The organism is Mesorhizobium sp. BR1-1-15, assembly GCF_020165475.1.
Taxonomy (GTDB): Bacteria; Pseudomonadota; Alphaproteobacteria; order Rhizobiales; family Rhizobiaceae; genus Mesorhizobium.
The window spans coordinates 199,919-220,034 of the sequence record NZ_JAIUIF010000007.1; the positions used below are offsets into that span (position 1 = coordinate 199,919).

Here is a 20,116-nt window from a genome sequence, read left to right on the forward strand (position 1 = left end):
ATTGGGAGCGACTCCAACGCTCTATGAGCAATTCTGGGGTAGACGGTCTTTATGTGCTGGAGGCCGTCCGACAGGCATGGCCTTCAGACTATTTGGGGGGCCGACCGGCCGCCTGTACCGAGCCTGGCCGGATTGCTATCAATAGTCGACCGCATCACGAATGATGGGACATGTCATGCAATGACCCCCGCCTCGGCCACGGCCGAGCTCCGCGCCTGAGATAGTGATGACTTCTATGCCTTCCTTGCGCAGCAGCGTATTTGTGTACGTGTTGCGATCGTAGGCAAAGACGACACCAGGCGAGGCGCAAACCAAGTTGGCGCCGCTGTCCCACTGGGTGCGCTCGCGCATGTAGTCGTTGCCGCCGGTTTCAACGACGCGCATCTTCTTGAGACCAAGCGAGTCACGCACCGTCTCAATGAAACTGCCTTTGTCCTTGTGGAGTTCGACGCCCCCCTTGCCGTCAGGGCGATAGGAGAATGCGTCAATGCCGTTGACGATGTCCGGATACATCAGCACGCAGTCGCGATCGGCAAACGTGAATACCGTGTCGAGATGCATCGCCGCGCGCAGCTTAGGCATTGCGGCGACGATCACACGTTCGGCAGCTCCTTTCTCAAACAGGGCCGCCGCCACTTGGCTGATAGCCTGGCGCGAAGTGCGCTCGCTCATGCCGATAAGCACATTGCCCTTGCCGATAGGCATGACGTCCCCACCCTCGAATGTGGCAAGCCCCCAATCCCTGGTCGGGTCACCCCACCAGACATTGACCTTGCCGGCGAAGTCCGGGTGGAACTTGTATATCGACGTGGTGAGGATGGTCTCCTCGTGGCGCGCAGGCCAATAAAGGGCGTTCAGCGTCACGCCGCCATAGATCCAGCAGGTGGTGTCCCGGGTGTAGAGCGTGTTGGGCAAAGGCGGCAGCAGATATTCGTTGACGCCGGCCGCGTCACGGATCAGCGCCAGTTGTTCGCCGCCGATGCTTTCCGGGAATTCGAAGGTCGACAGCCCGCCGATCAGTGTTTCAGCGAGGTCGCGATTAGAGAGGCCGTCGAGATAGGAGCGGACCTCGTCGATGAGGCCGAGGCCGACCTGGTTCGGTACGATCTGCTGGTCGAGGATCCACTTCTTGGCTTCCGGAATGGCGACCGTCTCGGCGAGCAGATTGTGCATCTCGACCACCTCGACGCCCCTGTCGCGCATCTTGGTCATGAAGTCGAAATGATCGCGCTTGGCATTGTCTACCCAGAGCACGTCGTCGAAGAGGAGTGCGTCACAATTGCTGGGTGTCAGCCGCTGGTGGGCGCGGCCGGGAGCGCACACCATGACCTTGCGCAACTGACCAACCTCTGAATGAACGCCGAATGAAGTATTGTTTGTCATGACCTTCCTTCTTTCTGTTCAAGGTGCGATGGCGCCCGTCAGCAGCCCGTAGGCCCCGATCAGGCCAGCGATGAGCGTGACGGCGAACACGAAGAGTTCGGCGAGCGTGAACAGCTGCAATTTCTGCTCGCGCCGCGCCCAGACGTAGAGGATAGTTCCGGGCGCGAAGAGGACGGCAACAAGCAGCACGTATTTGAGCCCGGCGGCGACGAACATGAAGACCGTGTAAATCACCGCGATCCAGGCGAAGATCTGGTCGCGGCCGCGCTGATCCGGCGTCTTTTCATAGCCAACGCCGCTACGAGCGAGCAGGATGCCGTAGCCAGCGACGAGCAGGTAGGGCAGCAACGCGGTGACGCTCGTCATGTCGAGCATGAAGTTGAACGCGTCCCGCGACCAGTAGGTGGAGATCACGAAGAGCGATACGACGATGTTGGTGAGCCAGAGTGCGTTAGCGGGAACCTTGTTGCCATTCTGCGCTGCGAAGAGCCTTGGCATGTCCTCCGATTTCGCCGCCGCGAACAGCACCTCGGCGCAGATTAGGGACCAGGCGAGATAGGCGCCGAGCACCGAGATCAGAACGCCGATCGAGATGAAGACCGCACCCCAGTGACCGACGACCGCTTCGAGAACGCCGGCCATCGACGGCTGCTGGACACCGGCGACAGCCGATTGCGGCAGAGCCGCGTAGGGCAGCAGCGTGACCGCTACCATCAGGCCTGTGACGCCGACGAAACCGAGAATCGTCGCCGTACCGACGTCGGAACGCACCTTGGCAAAGCGGGAATAGACGCTGGCGCCCTCGATGCCGAGGAAGACGAAGACCGTGATCAGCATTGTGTCGCGCACCTGGGCGATCAGGGACTTCGGCGGCATGTCCAAGCCGCCGAAGAAATTCTCGCGGAACTGCCCGAAATGAAAGAAGAAGATCAGGAGCAGGATGAAGACCAGGATCGGCACGATCTTGGCAATCGTCACGACAGTGTTGATGAAGGTCGCCTGCTCGACGCCGCGCAGGATCATGAAGTGGAAAGCCCAGATGCCGATCAACGAGACGATGATGGCGATGGCGCTGCTGCCGTCCCCAAAGATCCCGGGAAAGAACCGCCCCAGCGTCGAGCCGATGAGCACCCAATAGAAGACGTTGCCCAGGCAACTACCGAGCCAGTAGCCGAAGGCGGACAGGAAGCCCATGTAGTTGCCGAAGCCGGCCTTGGCATAGGCGAAGACGCCTGAGTCGATGTCTGGCCTCTTCTCGGCCAACGCCTGGAACACCCGCGCCAGCATGTACATGCCGGTTCCCGCAATTGCCCAGGCGATGATTGCGCCGAACGGACCTGTCGCAGTCGCGAACCGGCCAGGCAGATTGAAGATGCCCGCGCCGACCATCGATCCCACAACCATGCTGGTCAGCGCAAACAGCGAAAGCTTCTGATTTTCGTTTGAAGTCATAAACCGCTCTCCTGGCTGCGCGAACCAGAGTTCGCGATCAGACGCCTCGCCGACACGTCTCGGTCCAGCAAGGTTATGTCTGATCAGAAGCAGTAAATGCGAATATCGGCAACCGGTTAAACGAGCCAAGGCAAAGGTTTTGGACGTCAGGTATACTAGTGGGATTTTATGCCAATCACGTGGGCGCCAGATTCGAGATAGGTTGCAGGCGTAACAATGAGGCCGCTGGACCGCCGTCCGCCAAGGAATTGTTGATCCAAATTCAATGAACTCGACCGTTCAGCAAAAATTCTCGATATGGACCCTGACGGCCATGGTCGTCGGTTCGATGGTCGGCGCGGGCATCTTCTCTTTGCCGCAGGCTTTTGGTCGCGAGACCGGTCCGTTCGGGGCCATGATCGCTTGGGCCATCGCTGGCGTCGGAATGCTGATGTTGGCCTTCGTCTTCCAGACCTTGTCGGTTCGCAAGCCGGACCTCGATGCGGGCGTGTATGCCTATGCCAAGGCCGGCTTTGGCAACTATCTCGGCTTCCTCTCGGCCCTCGGTTACTGGTCTGCCGCCGTTCTCGGCAACGTTTCCTATTTCGTGCTGATAAAGTCGACGCTGGGGCTTTTCTTTCCTGTATTCGGCGATGGCAATACCATCACGGCGATCGTCATTTCCTCGATGCTTCTGTGGATCGTACATTCGCTGATCCTGCGGGGCGTCAAGGAAGCGGCGGCGATCAACACCATTGTCACTTACGCCAAGATCATTCCGATCTTTCTCTTTATCATCTTCGTTATCTACGGCTTCAGCGCCGATGTCTTCACGGCCAATTTCTGGGGCGGGGAAGAAATCAGCGTTGGCAGCATCGCGAGCCAGGTTCGCGGGACCATGTTGGTGACCGTATTCGTCTTTGTCGGAATCGAAGGCGCGAGCGTCTATTCGCGTTACGCACGCAACCGCGGGGATGTCGGGGTCGCGACGCTCCTTGGTTTTCTCGGCGTGCTCTGTCTGCTTGTGCTGGTCACCATTCCCTCCTACGGGATCATGCTTCGTCCTGAACTGACAGCGCTGCGCAATCCCTCCATGGCCGGCGTATTGGAAGCGGTGGTCGGGCCATGGGGCGCCAAGTTCGTCAGCTTCGGCCTGCTGATCTCCGTTGCCGGTGCCTATCTGTCCTGGGTGCTGCTGGCCGCTGAAATCCTGTTCACCGCATCACATCACCAGACAATGCCGCGTTTTCTTGCGTATAAAAACAAGCATGGCGTGCCGTCGCGGGCGCTCTGGCTGACCAATACGGTCGTGCAGGTTTTTCTGGTCCTGACGCTTTTTGCTCAACAGGCCTTCAGGCTCGCTCTCGAGCTGACCAGTTCCATGATCCTCATCCCATATCTTCTTGTCGCCGCTTACGGGGTCAAGCTCGCATGGGGCGGCGAGAGCTACGAGAACGACCCCGTAGCGCGGCGTGTCGACTTCGCAAGGGCGGCGATAGCATTGATCTATACGGCCGGTCTCATCTATGCCGCCAGCGCCAAGCACCTGCTGCTTTCGGCCGTCATCTACGGACCGGGCACGATCCTCTTCGTCATGGCTCGGAAGGAGCGGGGGCAGAGGGTGTTTACTCCCGCCGAGATGGGGATGTTCGTCGTCGCCGCACTTGGCGCGGTCGCGGCAATCTACGGCATCCTTGCCGGCGCCATCGCAGTCTAGGGCCCAAAGCTGTTTCGCAGCAGAAGACTACTCAGCGTGTGCGCCCTGCTGTCAGGCTGGCTGATCTGCTGCGAGCTCGTGGCCTGGGCGCCTTGCCAGCCTTCCACGCGTGCCTCCTTTGGCGTAATGCCGAATTCCTTCCTGAACATCCGGCTATACGCCGATGGATCCGTGAAGCCCCAATCCCCGGCAATGGCGGAGATCGGGCGCCCATCCAAGCTGTCGGAAAGTATATCGCGTGTCTTGAGCAGGCGTTTGTGGCGAATATAATTCGAAACACCTCCGGCCGGTTCGAATATCCGGTAGAGGCGAGAGCGGGACACACCGAGTGCGCGGCAAAGCCTGTCGGATGCCAAGGACTGATCATTCAAACTTTGTGCAATGATTTTGGCAGCGCGCTCGGCGATCACGGCGTCGATCACACGCTTCGCCTCGGTGATGCGGTCATGTGATGGCGACACGCACGCAGCCAGCAGATTGGTGGTGGCAGTGGCAATGTGCGACACATCCACGGCCCTCAGATCGGAAAAGGAACGGTGCAGCAGAAGCATGTAGTCTGCCAGGAGTCTTTTCGACTCCTCACGTATTTCAATCCTGGACGATTGGATGAAAGGCAGGTCGCGTGGCAGGAAAACGGCAAGGAGGGCGTCGTTCTCCATCACGCATTCGTAGGGCTCTGCAAAAGATTGCAGGGTCGTTCTCACGACCTGCCAACTTCCAGGAAGCCTGCCCTTGGACAAGGGCAGGCTCAAATACCAATTGTCCACCGAAGGGTTTTTCAAATGCCGCCAGCGACAGCGGTAGCCACTGCCAGGCAATTCGAGGAACATGACAGCCAACGTTCCCAGATCCCACACTGTTTCATGTGCCGGAAACGAATGGCTCCGTTCTTGCATAAGTTCAGTGTCGGCAACGCCTTGATACCAGGTTCGAAACAGGTCGAATTGCTTAGCAGGTGGTGCCGTGGAGGTATCGATGTCGACGGCGCATTGCAGGGACTTCTCGGCACCTGCTCCTCCAGATAGCCCGGCGGCATGAACCATAGCATCCATAGCAACTATCCGTCTTTGTTGGTGCAACACGGGTTATTGCAAGAACATTAGTTCATTCTAATATATACAACTCCGGCAAGCAATGTTGAAGGTGGATGTAATACCCTGTCTACTACCAGCATAGAAGCATGTTAATCAATCGTTAACATGCCATCTGGCCCATTTGAGGTATCCACCAGGAATTCGTGAACTGGGCTTAATTGTACCCGACGGAAGTTGTGGAGGTGGCTGCGTGATATCCGAGGCTTATCACACCGGTTGTGGTGGCTCTCAACTCAGTATGCAAGGCATCCCAATCATAGACCACCAGTCCATTTTTCTTGTTGGAGGCTGTACTCCCTGAAATGTCTTGTGGGACTAATGCCCGGATACCACGCGCACAACGGGAATCGGTAAGGACGATCTAGCCGCCCTCGCACGCGTCACCGCGAGATCTGCAGCATGATCCTCATCGGCAGGGACCACACAGCCATGGCGCATGAAACCAGCGAGGGCCTCGGACGTCGCGACTTCATGATCGCATCGGTCGCTACCATCGGCGCTGCCGCTGCGCTCATGGCCGGGCCGGCGCAGGCGCAAACGGGCTCGGCACCTGCAAGCGCGTCTCCCGCAGGGACGTCGGGGACCGTCTATACCGGCGATGTCATCGACGGAAAGAAGGTCATCAGTTCGCTTGACATCTCGGATCTGAAACCAGGCAAGCACAGCTTTTATTTCCAGGGCGTACAGATGCCGACGGGCCAGCACTGGTACGTCTCGGTGATGGTCGCCAAGGGGGCAGCCCCAGGCAAACGACTGGGGCTGATGAGCGGCGTGCATGGCGATGAAATGAGCCCCATTCAAACCGTGCAATCCGTAATGCGTGAGCTCGATCCGGCCGCGATGTCGGGATCGGTGATGGCGGTACTCGACATTTCGCGCCCCGCAATGGAAGGCATGGAACGGAGATGGCCGAATTCGGGGCGCGGGATCGACCTGATCGACATCAATCGGTTGTTCCCTGGCAACGAGGACGCTCCCGACGCGCCGACGCGCCACGCCGGCCTGATATTCAACCGGCTTCTGCGGTCAAACCTCGACTACGGGATCGATTTTCATACAGCCGCCACGGGCATGGACGCGACGGCGTTCCACCTTGCGCGCATGGATCTCCCCGAAGTGCGGGCGATGGCGGAACTCTATCCGGTCGATCAGATTTTCGACAACTTTGGCGAGCGAGGTCTTCTCGCCAATGCCCTCATCGATGCCGGCATTCCCGCCTTCACGCCCGAGATCGGCAAGCCGCGGATCTTCGATCACGACATGATCGCCCTGTTCGTCGAAGGAACGATGAACGTCATCAAGCACCACGGAATAATTTCAGGCCCTATCGGCAGAACCAGCAAGGATTCGAGCGTTTTCGTCGCGGACGGCATGTTTCCCGTCACCGCGACGCATGGCGGTTTCATCGAATTGTTGGTCGAACTCAATGAGACCGTTCGGCCCGGACAGAAAGTTGCAGTCCAAAGGAACACCTTCGGGGAAATCGTCGCGGAATACTCCGTGCCTCTCGGCGGCGAAGTCGGCGCCAGGCGGACCGATGCAACAGCGGAGTCGGGGACTCCGATCGTATTCCTCATCTTTGACAGCGCCAATCCTGTCGGCGGCGATGTGTTGGTCGAGTAACGGGACCTGAAACGACAAGAACCGCGACACGAAGCGCCGTCCGGCAGGTGTCAGTGTCGCTCAACCGAAAGCAAAAGACATGCTGCGGCTAGGCTCGAAGTACGGTCACCTCGTTCACAGTTCTGGTTGCGGTTGTCTCAATCCCGATCTTCAACGAGTCTCTCGTCGTCTGGAGGCCTTTTCCAGGCGTAGTTTTCTCTCCGGTTTCGGGGCTGCCGCCATCGCCGGGGTGCTGACAAAGCCGTCCTTCGCGCAGACGGCCGCGCCCCCTTCCAAGATCCTGTTTCGCGAAGTCCGGCTATTCGACGGCAAGTCGGGTACGGTGAAGGACGGAGCGCAAATCCTGGTGGAGGGCGGCAGGATTTCCGGAATCGATATGACGAACGCCCCTCCCCCGGAGGACGCCACCGTCATCAAATGCCGCAATGGCGTCCTCATGCCAGGGCTCATCGACGCGCATTGGCATGCGATCTTCGCGGCGGTCCCGGTCAACATCCTGCTTAACGGCGACCCGGGGATTATCTTCGCAGCGTCCACCGCCGAGGCGGATCGCACGCTCAGTCGCGGCTTCACCACCATACGCGATCTGGGAGGTCCCTCCTTCTCCTTCAAGCAGGCTATCGACACCGGGCTGATCCCTGGCCCGCGCATCTATCCCTCCGGCGCGATGATCACGACCTCCGGGGGTCACGCCGATCTTCGCCTGCCAAGCGAGATTCCGCGCGACGGCGGCAAGCTCAGCAAAGGTGAACTCCTGGGGGGAGCGGCCATCGTCGACGATATCGGCGACCTGAAGATGCGGATCCGGGAGCAGCTTCTCCAAGGCGCGTCACAGATAAAGTTGGTGGGCGGCGGTGGCGTATCGTCGCCCCGCAGTCCGCTGGACATCGTCACCTTCAGCGAAGAAGAGCTGCGGGCAGGCGTCGAGGTGGCACAGGATTGGAGCACCTACGTTACCGTGCACGCCTATACGTCTCGCGCGATACGACGCGCGCTGGCAGCTGGGGTGCAGTCGATCGAGCACGCGCATCTGATGGACGAGGACACGGCGGCGATGATCGCCGAGAAGGGCACATGGCTAAGCACCCAGCCCTTCCTGACGGCGGAGGACACCGGCCCGCTGACGGGACCTAGCGCCGACCGCGCCCAGGAGCTTTTCTCAGGGACGCCGAGGATATATGCCTTTGCTCGCAAGCATGGCATAAAGACGGCCTGGGGTTCCGACGTGCTGTTCTCGCCTGCGTTGGGTCCGCGCCAGAGCATGATGCTCACGCATTTGGCCAACTGGTACAAGAACGCCGAAGTCCTGCAGATGGCCACCTCCGGCAATGCCGAACTGCTCGCACTCTCCAATCTGCGCAACCCTTATCCGGGCAAGCTCGGCGTCATCGAAGAAGGAGCTTTCGCGGACCTTCTGATCGTGGACGGCAACCCGCTCGACGACATCCGGCTGATCGAGGATCCGCATAAGAACTTCGTCGTCATCATGAAGGACGGCCGGCTTCACAAGAGCACCCTTTGAGAGTCAGCGGAAAACCGTATGCCGCCTTCACTTCCCAGCAATCAGTTAATCCGACACGGCCTCATGGTCCTGACGAAGCAAGGCCGCGAGAAAATCTCGACTAGGCAGTGGTCGTCATCGGGAAATCTCGCCGCGAGGCAACCAGACAGGCTCCTGACGCTCCGTCCGGCAGACTTCTTCCTGATACTTTCCATTGAGCGCTCTCGGCTCTCTTCTCTGCCCGCAGGGTGCGAGATCGATATTTAGAACCTGCATGGAACGGGGACATGCCAGAAAAATCGGATCACCCACCTGCAACGCCATATGAACGGGCCGAAATCGAGCAGGGCAAGTGGCGCAGGTTTCTGCTCTTTGGGCTCCTCCTGCTTGCGGGCGGCGTGTTTTCAGTCGCAGTTCCCAGCGTTTCCAATTTCGCATCCAACGTCGTGTTCGCCGTGGCCCTGATGGCAGTCGGCGTCATCAAGGTCATCCAATCGCTCTGGATCAAAAGTTGGGTGGGCTTCGTGTGGCAGGAACTGACCGGCTTCTTCGAGCTCATCGGCGGCATCATGATTTACTTCAATCCTATCAAAGCATCGGCCGCAATATCACTGTTCATAGCGTTTGTACTATTTGTCCACGGTGTTCTTCAATTAATCATCGCCGCTGAAGTCAGGAAAGTCGGCGGCTGGTATTGGTTCGCCGTTTCCGGAATCGTGGCCATATTCGCTGCTTTCTCCATACTGCTGAAGTGGCCGATCGTCAGAGAGATGCCGACTGGCTTGGTGGCCGGATTTTCCATGATGATTGCTGGACTGGCGTATCTCGTCATTGCCCTGAGCGTGCGCAGGACGAAGATTTTGTCTTGAGAGCAGGATCCGACGATGATGAAAAGCAATTTTGACTTTCGAGCCAGGGTCGTGGCGGCCGCATTGCTAGTCAGCGTGGGCGGCTTCGCGGGAGCGGCACGTGCGCAGACCGCGGCGACGGTGCCAGTGGTCGTGCAGAAGGTCCAGTCCGGTCCGGCAAACGCGCCGCTGACATACAACGCGCAGGTCGAGGCGATCGATGCGGTCGACATTCAGGCGCGCGCGTCCGGCCTGCTCAAGGAGATCAGGTTCTCCGAAGGCCAGCACGTGAAGGAGGGCGATCTGCTTTTCGAAATCGAGCCGGATCAACTGTCGGCGGCGGTAATGTCCGCACAGGCGCAGGTGGCCAGGACCGAAGCCACCCGCAACGCCGCGCGACAAAGCCTCTCACGCGCCAGGGACCTGCTCAGCCGCAGGACTATTTCTCAGGCCACGTTGGATGACGCGCAGGCTGCATTCGATGTCGCCGCGGCGGATGTTCAAAGCGCCAATGCAGCCCTCAATACGGCCGAACTCAATCTTTCCTATGCTCAGATCAGGTCTCCCATCAATGGCACCATCGGCCGCTCCCTGGCGACGCGCGGTAATCTCGTGGGGCCCGGCTCCGGATCATTGGCGCGCATCGTACAACTCGATCCTATCCGCGTCGCATTCTCGATCGCTGACAGCACTTTGGTCGACATCAGGCAGAAACTTGCCGGTGGCCAGAAGATCGATGCGAACAAATTCCACCTGAGTCTGTCTCTCGCCAACGGCACACAATTTGCTTTGCCGGGGCGGGTGCAGTTCATCGACAACGAGGTCAATCAGCAGACCGGTACCGTCGCTGTCCGCGCGCTGTTCCCCAACCCCGACCACATTTTGGCGCCTGGCCAGTTCGTCCGGCTAACAATCGTCGACGAAGAAGCCCGGAAATTGCCGATGGTGCCGATGGCGTCCGTTCTTCAGGACCGCCAGGGCAAGTTCGTCTTCGTGCTCAACGACAACAATACCGTGACCAGGCAGGCGATCACGACCGGTGCGCGCATCGACAATCGCTGGGCGGCGACGAGCGGATTGGAAGGCGGCGAAACGATCGTCGTCGAGGGCCTGCAACGCGTTTCCGATGGTCAGCAGGTCACCCCCCGCGAAGCGGAGGGTACGCAATGATCTCGGACCTCTTCATCAGCCGCACCCGGCTCGCGATCGTCGTCTCGATCATCATTTCGATCGCCGGCGGGATCGCGGTGTTTTCCCTTCCCATACAGCAGTATCCGCAGATCACCCCTCCAACGGTGACGGTGTCGGCCTCCTATCCGGGAGCAAGCGCGGAAGTCATCGCCGACGTGGTGGGCGGCCCGCTGGAGACGGCCATCAATGGCGTGGACCACATGATGTACATGTCGTCCACCAGCTCCAATGCCGGCCAATACACGCTATCGGTGACCTTCGAGGTCGGAACCGATCCCGAGACAGCACAGATCAACGTGCAGAACCGCGCTCAGCTGGCGATCTCGCGCCTGCCGGCAGCGGTCGCGCAGCAAGGTGTCTCCGTGCGTGCCCGCTCGCCGGATTTTATCCTCGGCATCGCTTTCTATTCGCCGGACGACAGCCTCGATGCGCTGGCGATCACTAATTTCATCACCACGACCGTCGCCGACACGATATCGCGCGTGCGGGGCGTCGGCGAGGCTTCGGTCGCCGGGGCTTCGGAATACTCGATGAGGGTGTGGCTCAACCCGCAGCGCATGGACGCGCTTAGCCTGACGCCCGACGATGTCTCGGCCGCCATCCAGCGGCAAAACATCCAGGCGACGCTCGGACAGGCCGGCGCCCCCCCGCAGGCGCAGGGCTCGGAGCTGCAATACACTCTGGTCGCGCAGGGGCGGCTGAGAAGCGTCGAGGAATTCGGGGACATCGTCGTGCGCACGGGCTCGGCGGGGGCCAAGGTCTACCTGCGCGATATCGCGCGGCTCGAGCTTGGCGCGCTAAGCTATGCTTCGAGCGCCAGCTTCGCCGGACACGCCTCGGCGATGATGCAGATCAACCAGTCGCCCGGCGCCAACGCCATCCAGACCGCGGCGTCGGTCCGCGCCGAACTGGAGCGCCTCTCGTCACGCTTTCCCAAAGGCATGCAGTATCACATCGTCTACGACGCGACCCGCTTCGTGAATGCCAGCATCTCGCTGACGGCCAGAACCCTGCTTGAGGCGTTCCTGATCGTTCTCGCAGTCACCTACGTCTTCCTGCAGGATTGGCGCGCCATGTTCATCTCGGCGCTTGCCATCCCGGTTTCCATGCTCGGCGCCTTGGCGGTGCTGTTTGCCGCCGGCTATTCGCTGAACATGATTTCTCTTTTGGCGCTGGTGCTGGCGATCGGCCTGGTGGTGGACGATGCCATCCTTGTCGTCGAGAACGTCAAGCATGTGCTGGAGGATACCCCTGACATCGCGGTCGCCGACGCCACGCGCAAGGCGATGCACCAGATCACTGGGCCGATCATTTCCACGACCTTGGTGCTGCTTGCCGTGGTGACGCCGACTGCGTTTCTCGGCGGCATAGGCGGCCAGCTCTACCGGCAGTTCGCCGTGACGCTGTCTTCGGCCCTGGTGATTTCCTCCTTTGTCGGATTGACCCTGAGCCCGGCGTTGGCCGCACTGCTTTTGCGGCGCGATGTGGGCCATTTCAAGCGTGGCCCGCTGGCCTGGTTCACGGCATTCATGAACAAGACGCGTGACGGCTATGGACGCCTCGTCGGGTTTCTGGTGCGGCATTGGTACGTGCCGATGGCGGGATTGCTTGCCTGTTTTGCCGCCGCCTATCTGATCTTCACCGGGCTACCGTCGACTTTCCTGCCCGACGAGGACCAAGGCGCGTTGTTCGTCGACATCCAGTTGCCCAATGCCGCTTCGCTCGACCGCACGAAAGCCATCGTGGAGGACGTGCGCAAGATTCTGACCGACACCGGAGGCGTGCAAGACGTCATCACGGTTGCGGGGTTCAGCATCCTTCAGTCGACGAGTTCGCCGAGCGGCGCAATGGCGGTCGCGGCGCTGAAGCCCTGGGACGAGCGCAGGTCCAGCGAACTGCAGCTCGCCGGCATCCTGCAGGCGCTGCGGGTGAAGTTCTCCCAAATTCCGGGCGCGAACGTCGCCGTGTTCGCGCCGCCGGCGATTGCCGGCATCGGCTCGGTCGGTGGCCTGGACTTCCGCCTGCAAGCGCTTGAAGGACAGCCGCCACAAGAGATCGCGCAGGTCGTCGGCGCCCTGCTTGGCGCCTTCAATCATCTGCCGGAGCTCGGCGGGGCCGCCACCACCTTCAGCGCCAATGTCCCGCAGGTCTATGTCGACGTCGACAGAACGCGCGCCGAAGCGCTTGGGGTAAGCGTGTCGGACGTCTATTCCACCATCGGCGCGGCCTTCGGATCGCGCTACGTAAATGATTTCACGCTCAATGGCCGCGTGTTCCAAGTCAATCTGCAGGCCGATGCCGATTTCCGTGCCCATGCGGAAGACATCTTGAACCTGCATGTGCGTAGCCGGAACGGCACCATGGTGCCCTTGAACAATCTGGCGTCGTTGACGACGATCCTGTCGCCATTCGCCATCCAGCGTTACAATCTCTCGGTCGCCGCTCCCATAAACGCCATTACCGCACCTGGAAGCAGCAGCGGCGGCGCCATGGACGCGATGGAGAAGACAGTGGCCCAGCTGTTGCCGAATGGCTATGGCTTCGAGTGGTCAGGCCTGTCGTTTCAAGAGCGCCGCGGCAGTGGCCAGGAGGGGCTGGTCTTTGCGCTGGCGTTCCTCTTTGCCTATCTCTTCCTTGTCGCCCAATACGAGAGCTGGTCGCTTCCGTTGATCGTCATCCTTTCGCTCGGAGCGGCTCTCTTCGGCGCCATAGCGGCATTGAAGGTCTTCGGGTTGCAGAACAGCCTCTACGTGCAGATCGCCATCGTGCTGCTGATCGGACTGGCGGCGAAGAATGCCATCCTGATCGTGGAATTCGCCAAGGAGCGGCGCGATGAGGGACTAAGCGTAATGGAGGCGGCGCGGATCGGGGCCGAGCAGCGCTTCCGGGCCGTCATGATGACCGCGGTTTCCTTCATCCTCGGGATCATTCCTCTTGTCGTGTCGACTGGCGCCGGCGCGGGCGCGCGGCGGGCTGTTGGCGTCACAATTTTCGGGGGCATGGCCGCGGCTACGACGATTGGCCTGTTGATCATCCCCTCCGTCTATTTTGTCGTCCAGAAAGCAACCGAGTATCTGTCGTCCCGGCGTCCGGGAGATCGTACGGAACGCCTCGACACGATCGAACCATCACATTGAGGTTCGTTCTCGCCAAAGGGCGGTCGAGATGGCCCGCGGCAACCATTTATGTTCTTGGAATCTCAATTCTTGGCTTTGCGTCCATTTCTTCGCCGAATGGACTCGTTCTCCGAACCGCGGCGATGGACTGACGGCCGGATGCAAGTACATTCGGCGCAATATTTGGCGAAGTTGCCCCCAGAGGCCGGTTTCCGGGCGGCCTTCGAGTTCAGTGACGCATCGTCTGGAGGCTGCAACCGTGAGTCCAGAGTCCTGCTCATCCTTGCCGTTGGCCGCTTCGCTCGCGGTGTTGTCGCTGTACGCCACCGCAACGAGCAATGCGGAGGCTGCCTCGTTGGCTGCACGCGGCAACGAACCCGGTTGGCAAATCAGCATCTCGGACACCGCGCTCAGCTTTAACGCCTTAGGGGGCGAGACCTTCACAGTTCAGCCGGCTCCGCGTCCCACAAGGCAAGGCGACGCCGACACCTATCTGGCGACGGTAGACGGCCGGCAACTCGCGCTGACCATCGCTGCCAAAATATGCGTCGATACCATGAGCGGAATGCCATACCCCCAAACCGCGACCGTCATCCTTGGCGACCGGAAATTTGGGGGCTGCGCCGGAGAGCCGGGCGACCTCCTTCACGGAGATTGGCTCGTGGACGAAATTCGAGAAGAAACCACGGTCTCCGATTCGAAACCCACCCTTGCCTTCGAGCCAGATGGACGCATCCATGGGAATGGCTCGTGCAATCGGTTCTTTGGCGGCTTCGCCTTGACCGGAGAAGCGCTGACGATCTCGGAAACCGGCTCGTCCAGGATGATCTGCGATCAGCCCCTCATGGATCAAGAGCGCAGTCTTCTGAAGGCACTCGGGTCCGTCCATCGTTTTGAAGCCCCACAGACAGGACGAGTGCAACTGTTGGACAAGGATGGCCAAACGCTGGTGAGTTTACGAAGATAAGCCGGCGCGGCCAGCAGCATGCAGAACCCCGCAGGACGATTTGTGTTGGTTATCTCGCTGGCGTTGCTGGTGCAAAGCTGCGCCGGTCCAAGAGCCGTGACGGGCCTTGCCTCGCCTGTACAAATTAGCAACAAAATGTCGGCTATTTCCTTCCTGATTGCCACCACGCGCACAAGGTTCCCCACCTCCGAACCGCCCTATTCGCGGGATCGTTCCCCGACGTTGAGTTTTTCGCAGTTGACTGTCGTCGTGCCGGCCACACACCGGCCGGGCGTCGTCGAGACGTCATCGACATCACCCGATCCGAAGCGCCATTTTTCCGCTCGTGATCTTGTCCGCTTCGAGAACAGAGCATCCTTCGCAGGTCGGTTGAACGGGATGCTGGCGAAGCGTCCGCCTTCGGAGCGCGAGGTGTTTATCTTCGTGCACGGCTACAACAACAATTTTGCCGAAGGCCTGTTTCGTAATGCCCAAGTCGTCCACGACTACCGCATCTCCTCGGTTCCGGTTCATTTCTCCTGGGCGTCGGCGGGATCTATCGGCGCCTATCTTTTCGATCGCGATAGCGCTCTCCAGGCGCGGGACGGCTTGGCCGAAACGATCGAAATCGCAGCTCGATCGAACGCTAGCGGTGTTTTCATCGTCGGCCATTCCATGGGCGCGTATGTCGTAATGGAGGCGCTTCGCACCCTTGTATTGCAAGGTAAGGCGGCGGTTACCTCAAGAATCCGCGGCGTCTTGCTTGCCGCGCCCGATATCGATCCAGATGTCTTCAGCAGCCAAGTCAGGGACATACCCCAACTGCCGCACCCCTTCACGATCGTTGTCTCTCGGCGAGATCGCGCCTTGAGCCTGTCGCGGCGCATTGCAGGTGGCCAGCCACGAGTCGGCAGTGGCTTCGATATCCCGCTCCTCCAGAAAAAGGACATTCAGGTTATCGACATTTCCGACGTGGACGGCGGCGGCCACAGCGGCTTTGCAACGTCGGAAACACTGATGAAGCTGTTGAGGTCCGGGCCCCTGCTGCGCCGTCTCATCGTGAACGAAGATATGCCGGTCGAAGACAAAGCCGAAGAGACCCGGCAGATCATCTTCGATAACGCCTCCCTCGTTCTCCATCTGCCGCTCACAATCCTGAAGCGGTCGGCATCCCGGCAATCCGTGTCCCAGCAGCCGGCGTCCGAGATCGGCGCCATGTGATGAAAGCCCCTGCATTTTGAATCAGACGGAATGAACATTTGGAAGCTGAAGTCGCGATAACTCAATCAATCCTGCTGAAGCTTGTGCTTGCGTTGCTGCTCGGCGCGCTGATCGGTGCGGAACGCCAGTACCGGCAACAATATACAGGACTTGTGACGCACGCGCTGGTCGCACTGGGCGCGGCGGCATACTCCTCGCTGCCGGGCGCTCTTGGCTCAGGTCTCGATCTTAGAATGGGGGCTCAGGTCGTAACCGGCATTGGCTTCCTTGGCGCCGGCCTGATCATCAGGGACGGTTCCAACATAAGAGGGTTGAGTACGTCCGCGACGATCTGGAGCACTGGCTCTGTCGGGGTCTTCGTAGGCTTTGGCTTTCTGCTGCTGGCCGCGGAAACCGCAATGCTCATTATTATACTCAATTCGCTTCTTCCTAATTTCTCAAGATTCTTTCGAAGGCACTCTCAGGAACAACCTGCCGTCGAATACACGTACACTATAGAGATCGTATGCTCACGAGATAATGTTTATTTGCTCAGATCGATTCTGCTTCAGACCATCAATACAAACCTCCTCCGCCTACGCTCCCTTAACAGCCATCCCATCAATGAGGGCGACGCCATGAGAATAGAAGCAACGTTGTTCAGCAACCGTGATGATGCGCAATCAGTCGAACGCGTCGTCGCTCACCTCGCGCTCGACTCGAATGTTCAGTCGGCTTCCTGGGAGCCGGAAGAAAAGACCGAATAGAGCGAAAGCCAGAAAGACCCTCGACACCACCTCGAAACGTCAAATTTTAAGGAGCTGCTACAATGGAAGGAAACACCAAGGCCTTGTTGGCAAACAAATTGATAGCTATCGGCCTCTTGCTCATAGGCTTTCTCATTTTTGCATCGGGCTATCGCTATGGCTCTCCATCGAGCATCATGGTTGGCTGTCTTCTCTTTGCTATCGGAATCATTCTTCTGATTATAAAGATCGCCCGCAGAAACAAGCCGGACTCGGTTGCTTGACTTATCGAGTTGGACGAAAGCGATCGCGTCCAACTCCAGTCCGGACAAAAGACTTGGAGAGGCCCTCGTTGTTGGAGGCTCCTAACTGGTACGCCCGCCAGTATAATTCCGTGGTCGCGCGCACCCGCGAGTCCGATCCCGACGCGGAATTCCATATCCAGCAGATTGGCGAGCAGCGCCATGCATCGAGCCTTGCAACGATAGACTATGGCGACGCGTTCGTCCTCGATTTGCGGGACAAGGGTGGCATCGCCATGTCCGGGGCGATCAATGACGATGCGTTGACGGCGGTGTTCCTCTGGGGCGAAGGCACGACCTTCAACGGACAACGGAGTGAAGTACCGCAGTTGCGGATCATCGGCCCGGGAACAGAATTCAAGCTGGAGATGCCAGGAAGCTATCGCCTCATGCGGATCGGTCTGCGTGGGTCCGCGCTCGAGTCTCTGCGCACGGCATCAGCCTCCCACCTGGGCCAGAGGACCGCGCTGATGCCAGGGATACATGAGCAACGCCTCACGGCAGGAGCCGAGCTGGAGCTTCAGCAGAGGCTGCTGCGAACCGTCGGGTTCGCGGAAGCTGCAGCACAGCGTGGCTATGACCTAAGTGCCGGCCTGGCCGTTGCGGCGAGCGAAGCGGGCGCCGCGCTCGCGCGGGTGCTTTCCCTCACGGAGCAACCATCCCCCCGCGCCCTCGGCTCCAGCGATCGGCGCGATATCGTTGATGCCACCCTGGCCATTCTGGAGGCAAGGCCTCATAGCCCTGTTTCCGTCAGTGCAGTCTGCGAGGTACTGGGCATTGGCGAGCGAATGTTGGAGCGCGCCTTTCAGGAACGTCTGGGAGTCAGCCCTCGAGCTTACGAGCGGGAGCGGCGGCTTCGGGCCGCGCACGGCCTTATCCTGACGCAGGGCGATCGCCTCTCGATCACCGACATCGCCATGAGCTTTGGTTTCTGGCACCTGGGCCGTTTCGCTGGAGCCTATACGTCAATCTTCGGATGCTCCCCCAGTGAGGCGCGTCGGCGCTTCTGGAGACACGCAGCACCAGACTGATGGGATGCTCAAACCTGCCGATCCGAGGCTGGTTAACGCGGTGCCCCAGGCATTTTGATCAGGATGGAAGACGATGAAGCCGTCGGCTCCTGTGGACGGAGGCAGTCGGCAGAAATGCCGGATCCCCCGCGGTCGGCGAATCCTAAAGCCAACCACACACCTACGCGTAGGGCCTCATCACAGCTATGTGCAGCCCGCATTCGGCCTAGTTGCCTGCTGAACCACCCCAATCCGAGAGCTTTCGGGCACTCCGTCGGAAAGTGGATAGAAATTGGTTGGCCGTCAGGAGATTCTGATGGCGCGACCTCAGTGGGGCCGCAACAAACCTTCCGACCGGTTGGTCGCAAGCAAGAGAAACGCAAGGTCACTCCACATGGCGCGCTCGGCGCCGATGAGAATGGCCATAGTCGCAAGGGTAAATACGATGCGAAAACGCTGTCCCAGCTTCCACGAGAAATAAACGCATTGTCTACGTTTGGGATTCCTAGCCCACTCTAGGGGAGCATCTCCGGCTTAAGATTGCCTCAAAATCAATCTCATCCGCGGCGGCAGGTTGAGGGTGTGTTTTATTGTCGGTTTCCTTGCGGGAAACGGCCTGCCGACCTCTTGAGCTGCCTATACTTCGGCGTCTCATGTACGACAGGAGTTTGTTATGGACGCGAGAGTAACCGCTGCCGGCATTCCCACCGACCCTTTTGCGGATGAGCCTCTAAGATGCGCCATCGACGTAAATAGCTTGTCGGCACCCCCAGCCGAACAGTTTGATTTCTATCGATCATGGTTTGCCGGGGTTGCCGAAATACAGCTTCTTCGGGCCGAGCACGCCGTGTTCCCGGCTCGTCATCAGGTATGGCAGTTGGGCGATCTGGCGTTGAGTTCCATCGAAATCCCAGGCTCCGGCTACGAGATACAATGGGAACATCGCAGACGGTCCCTGTTGGATCACTGGATGCTGTCCGTGCCGTTCTCGCAGTCTGCTGCCGGCGAGATGATATCTCGTCGGCCCCGCATGAGGTGTCTGGCCTTGCCCGATGTTGGAGTGAGCAACGATGATCTGTTCATCACACTGTTTCTGCCCCGCACATGGCCGGCAACCAGATCATCGAAAATCGAAGTCAGCGACGAGGCACTGGATTTTCTTGCGCACTACGCCGTTCTGCTGCACCGCTCACTTCCTCATTTGAGAGAAGCGGATCTGCCTCATATCGTCACCGCGACTGCCAACATTTCCGCGGCTGCTCTTATGCCGACAAAAGATCATCTGGCAGAGGCGCAAGGGCCTGTGAACGCGGTGTCTGCCGCTCGGATTGCCAAGCGTATCGCAGAGAGGTTGAGCGATCCCGACTTGACGCCCAACAAACTCTGCCGTGCGGTCGGTGTCTCACGCTCCCGTCTCTACCGGATTTTCGAGCCGGTGGGCGGTGTGTCCAACTATGTGCGGCGCAAGCGGCTGCTGAAAACGCGCGACGCTCTAGCGGACAGTTCGGACAGGCGAACGATCTCCAGCATTGCCGAAGTATGGGGCTTCCAAGATCCGTCTACCTACAGCCGGATGTTCAAAACAGAGTTCGGCATCTCTCCAAGGGAAGCGCGCGAACTCGGGTGGCAGGGCGTCAAGCATTCGACCTGGCTGACTGTGGATGAGCCCCTCGCGGATGCTGGCATCCTGAGCAACCTTCTGATCAACAATTCATTGGGATTGTCCCTTTCTTCAAGACAGTGACGGATTCCTGGCAGAGGTCGGGGCGCCTGGAGATCATCCCACAAGCTACAAGAAATATACGTCAAACCCATATTATGGATTCCTCGCATATTTTTCAAAAATCGATGACCGTTTAAGCTCGGCCGTGTCCTCGTCATTAGCATCACGATTTTCGATAACTCCACTCTGGATTTTTAATTGTCAGGACCGTCTCCTTGCGAAAAGCACATCGTTCATTGTTGATCTGCTAGCTCGATAGGAGCTTGTGATGGAGGTAACAGTACG

15 protein-coding genes are annotated in these 20,116 nt (G+C 59.4%); 12 read left to right on the forward strand and 3 right to left on the reverse strand.

Annotation, left to right across the window (positions count from 1 at the left end; all coding sequences use genetic code 11):
- Positions 1–138 precede the first annotated feature (138 nt).
- Positions 139–1,383 carry an arginine deiminase gene (gene arcA / locus LB541_RS15045; RefSeq protein ID WP_140499398.1) on the reverse strand — a complete coding sequence of 415 codons (1,245 nt, stop codon included), beginning with the start codon at positions 1,381–1,383 and terminating at the stop codon, positions 139–141.
- A gap of 18 nt (positions 1,384–1,401) precedes the next feature.
- Positions 1,402–2,835 (reverse strand): basic amino acid/polyamine antiporter, encoded by a 1,434-nt coding sequence (locus LB541_RS15050; RefSeq protein WP_140517433.1) that lies wholly within the window; start codon positions 2,833–2,835, stop codon positions 1,402–1,404.
- Between the two features lie 265 nt (positions 2,836–3,100).
- Between LB541_RS15050 and LB541_RS15055 the strand changes: the two genes are divergently transcribed.
- Positions 3,101–4,531 (forward strand): basic amino acid/polyamine antiporter, encoded by a 1,431-nt coding sequence (locus LB541_RS15055; RefSeq protein ID WP_140657542.1) that lies wholly within the window; start codon positions 3,101–3,103, stop codon positions 4,529–4,531.
- On the opposite strand, the gene LB541_RS15060 is transcribed toward LB541_RS15055, so the two are convergent.
- The gene (locus LB541_RS15060; RefSeq protein ID WP_140657544.1) at positions 4,528–5,583 is read right to left on the reverse strand and encodes a helix-turn-helix domain-containing protein; all 1,056 of its coding nucleotides are present in this window, start codon (positions 5,581–5,583) and stop codon (positions 4,528–4,530) included. The two genes, LB541_RS15055 and LB541_RS15060, sit on opposite strands and share 4 nt — an antisense overlap.
- 471 nt (positions 5,584–6,054) lie before the next feature.
- Between LB541_RS15060 and LB541_RS15065 the strand changes: the two genes are divergently transcribed.
- The 11 genes from LB541_RS15065 to LB541_RS15115 all read left to right on the forward strand — a co-directional run bounded on the left by LB541_RS15065 (position 6,055) and on the right by LB541_RS15115 (position 19,852).
- On the forward strand, positions 6,055–7,248 hold the full coding sequence (locus LB541_RS15065; protein WP_140521572.1) for a succinylglutamate desuccinylase/aspartoacylase family protein: 1,194 nt from the start codon (positions 6,055–6,057) through the stop codon (positions 7,246–7,248).
- 79 nt (positions 7,249–7,327) lie between these two features.
- Entirely contained in the window at positions 7,328–8,770 is a 1,443-nt protein-coding gene (locus LB541_RS15070; RefSeq protein ID WP_140584251.1) for a metal-dependent hydrolase family protein, read from the forward strand.
- A gap of 266 nt (positions 8,771–9,036) precedes the next feature.
- Complete coding sequence (locus LB541_RS15075; protein WP_140499407.1) at positions 9,037–9,618, forward strand: HdeD family acid-resistance protein; 582 nt, start codon at positions 9,037–9,039, stop codon at positions 9,616–9,618.
- A 15-nt stretch (positions 9,619–9,633) separates the two neighbouring features.
- Positions 9,634–10,767 (forward strand): efflux RND transporter periplasmic adaptor subunit, encoded by a 1,134-nt coding sequence (locus LB541_RS15080; protein ID WP_140556215.1) that lies wholly within the window; start codon positions 9,634–9,636, stop codon positions 10,765–10,767.
- The gene (locus LB541_RS15085; protein ID WP_224618821.1) at positions 10,764–13,925 is read left to right on the forward strand and encodes an efflux RND transporter permease subunit; all 3,162 of its coding nucleotides are present in this window, start codon (positions 10,764–10,766) and stop codon (positions 13,923–13,925) included. Before LB541_RS15080 ends, LB541_RS15085 begins: the two co-directional genes overlap by 4 nt.
- Positions 13,926–14,136: 211 nt before the next feature.
- Entirely contained in the window at positions 14,137–14,871 is a 735-nt protein-coding gene (locus LB541_RS28625; protein WP_181167677.1) for an META domain-containing protein, read from the forward strand.
- 18 nt (positions 14,872–14,889) lie between these two features.
- Positions 14,890–16,071 (forward strand): alpha/beta hydrolase, encoded by a 1,182-nt coding sequence (locus tag LB541_RS15095; RefSeq protein ID WP_140565652.1) that lies wholly within the window; start codon positions 14,890–14,892, stop codon positions 16,069–16,071.
- Between the two features lie 38 nt (positions 16,072–16,109).
- Complete coding sequence (locus tag LB541_RS15100; protein ID WP_181165254.1) at positions 16,110–16,817, forward strand: MgtC/SapB family protein; 708 nt, start codon at positions 16,110–16,112, stop codon at positions 16,815–16,817.
- Between the two features lie 62 nt (positions 16,818–16,879).
- Positions 16,880–17,080 carry a hypothetical protein gene (locus LB541_RS15105; protein WP_140499417.1) on the forward strand — a complete coding sequence of 67 codons (201 nt, stop codon included), beginning with the start codon at positions 16,880–16,882 and terminating at the stop codon, positions 17,078–17,080.
- 68 nt (positions 17,081–17,148) lie between these two features.
- A complete protein-coding gene (locus LB541_RS15110) occupies positions 17,149–18,129 on the forward strand; it encodes a helix-turn-helix domain-containing protein (RefSeq protein ID WP_140584247.1) in 981 nt (326 codons plus the stop codon).
- Positions 18,130–18,781: 652 nt separating this feature from the next.
- Positions 18,782–19,852, forward strand: coding sequence for a helix-turn-helix domain-containing protein (locus LB541_RS15115; protein WP_140584246.1), 1,071 nt, complete (start codon positions 18,782–18,784; stop codon positions 19,850–19,852).
- The last annotated feature ends 264 nt before the right edge of the window (positions 19,853–20,116 follow it).

What these genes read in the sequence shown, in the direction of transcription:
- arcA (WP_140499398.1), bottom strand. Translation starts at nt 1,383, where the DNA reads ATGACAAACAATACTTCATTCGGCGTTCATTCAGAGGTTGGTCAGTTG.
- LB541_RS15050 (WP_140517433.1), bottom strand. Translation starts at nt 2,835, where the DNA reads ATGACTTCAAACGAAAATCAGAAGCTTTCGCTGTTTGCGCTGACCAGC.
- LB541_RS15055 (WP_140657542.1), top strand. Translation starts at nt 3,101, where the DNA reads ATGAACTCGACCGTTCAGCAAAAATTCTCGATATGGACCCTGACGGCC.
- LB541_RS15060 (WP_140657544.1), bottom strand. Translation starts at nt 5,583, where the DNA reads ATGGATGCTATGGTTCATGCCGCCGGGCTATCTGGAGGAGCAGGTGCC.
- LB541_RS15065 (WP_140521572.1), top strand. Translation starts at nt 6,055, where the DNA reads ATGGCGCATGAAACCAGCGAGGGCCTCGGACGTCGCGACTTCATGATC.
- LB541_RS15070 (WP_140584251.1), top strand. Translation starts at nt 7,328, where the DNA reads ATGCTGCGGCTAGGCTCGAAGTACGGTCACCTCGTTCACAGTTCTGGT.
- LB541_RS15075 (WP_140499407.1), top strand. Translation starts at nt 9,037, where the DNA reads ATGCCAGAAAAATCGGATCACCCACCTGCAACGCCATATGAACGGGCC.
- LB541_RS15080 (WP_140556215.1), top strand. Translation starts at nt 9,634, where the DNA reads ATGATGAAAAGCAATTTTGACTTTCGAGCCAGGGTCGTGGCGGCCGCA.
- LB541_RS15085 (WP_224618821.1), top strand. Translation starts at nt 10,764, where the DNA reads ATGATCTCGGACCTCTTCATCAGCCGCACCCGGCTCGCGATCGTCGTC.
- LB541_RS15095 (WP_140565652.1), top strand. Translation starts at nt 14,890, where the DNA reads ATGCAGAACCCCGCAGGACGATTTGTGTTGGTTATCTCGCTGGCGTTG.
- LB541_RS15105 (WP_140499417.1), top strand. Translation starts at nt 16,880, where the DNA reads ATGGAAGGAAACACCAAGGCCTTGTTGGCAAACAAATTGATAGCTATC.
- LB541_RS15115 (WP_140584246.1), top strand. Translation starts at nt 18,782, where the DNA reads ATGGACGCGAGAGTAACCGCTGCCGGCATTCCCACCGACCCTTTTGCG.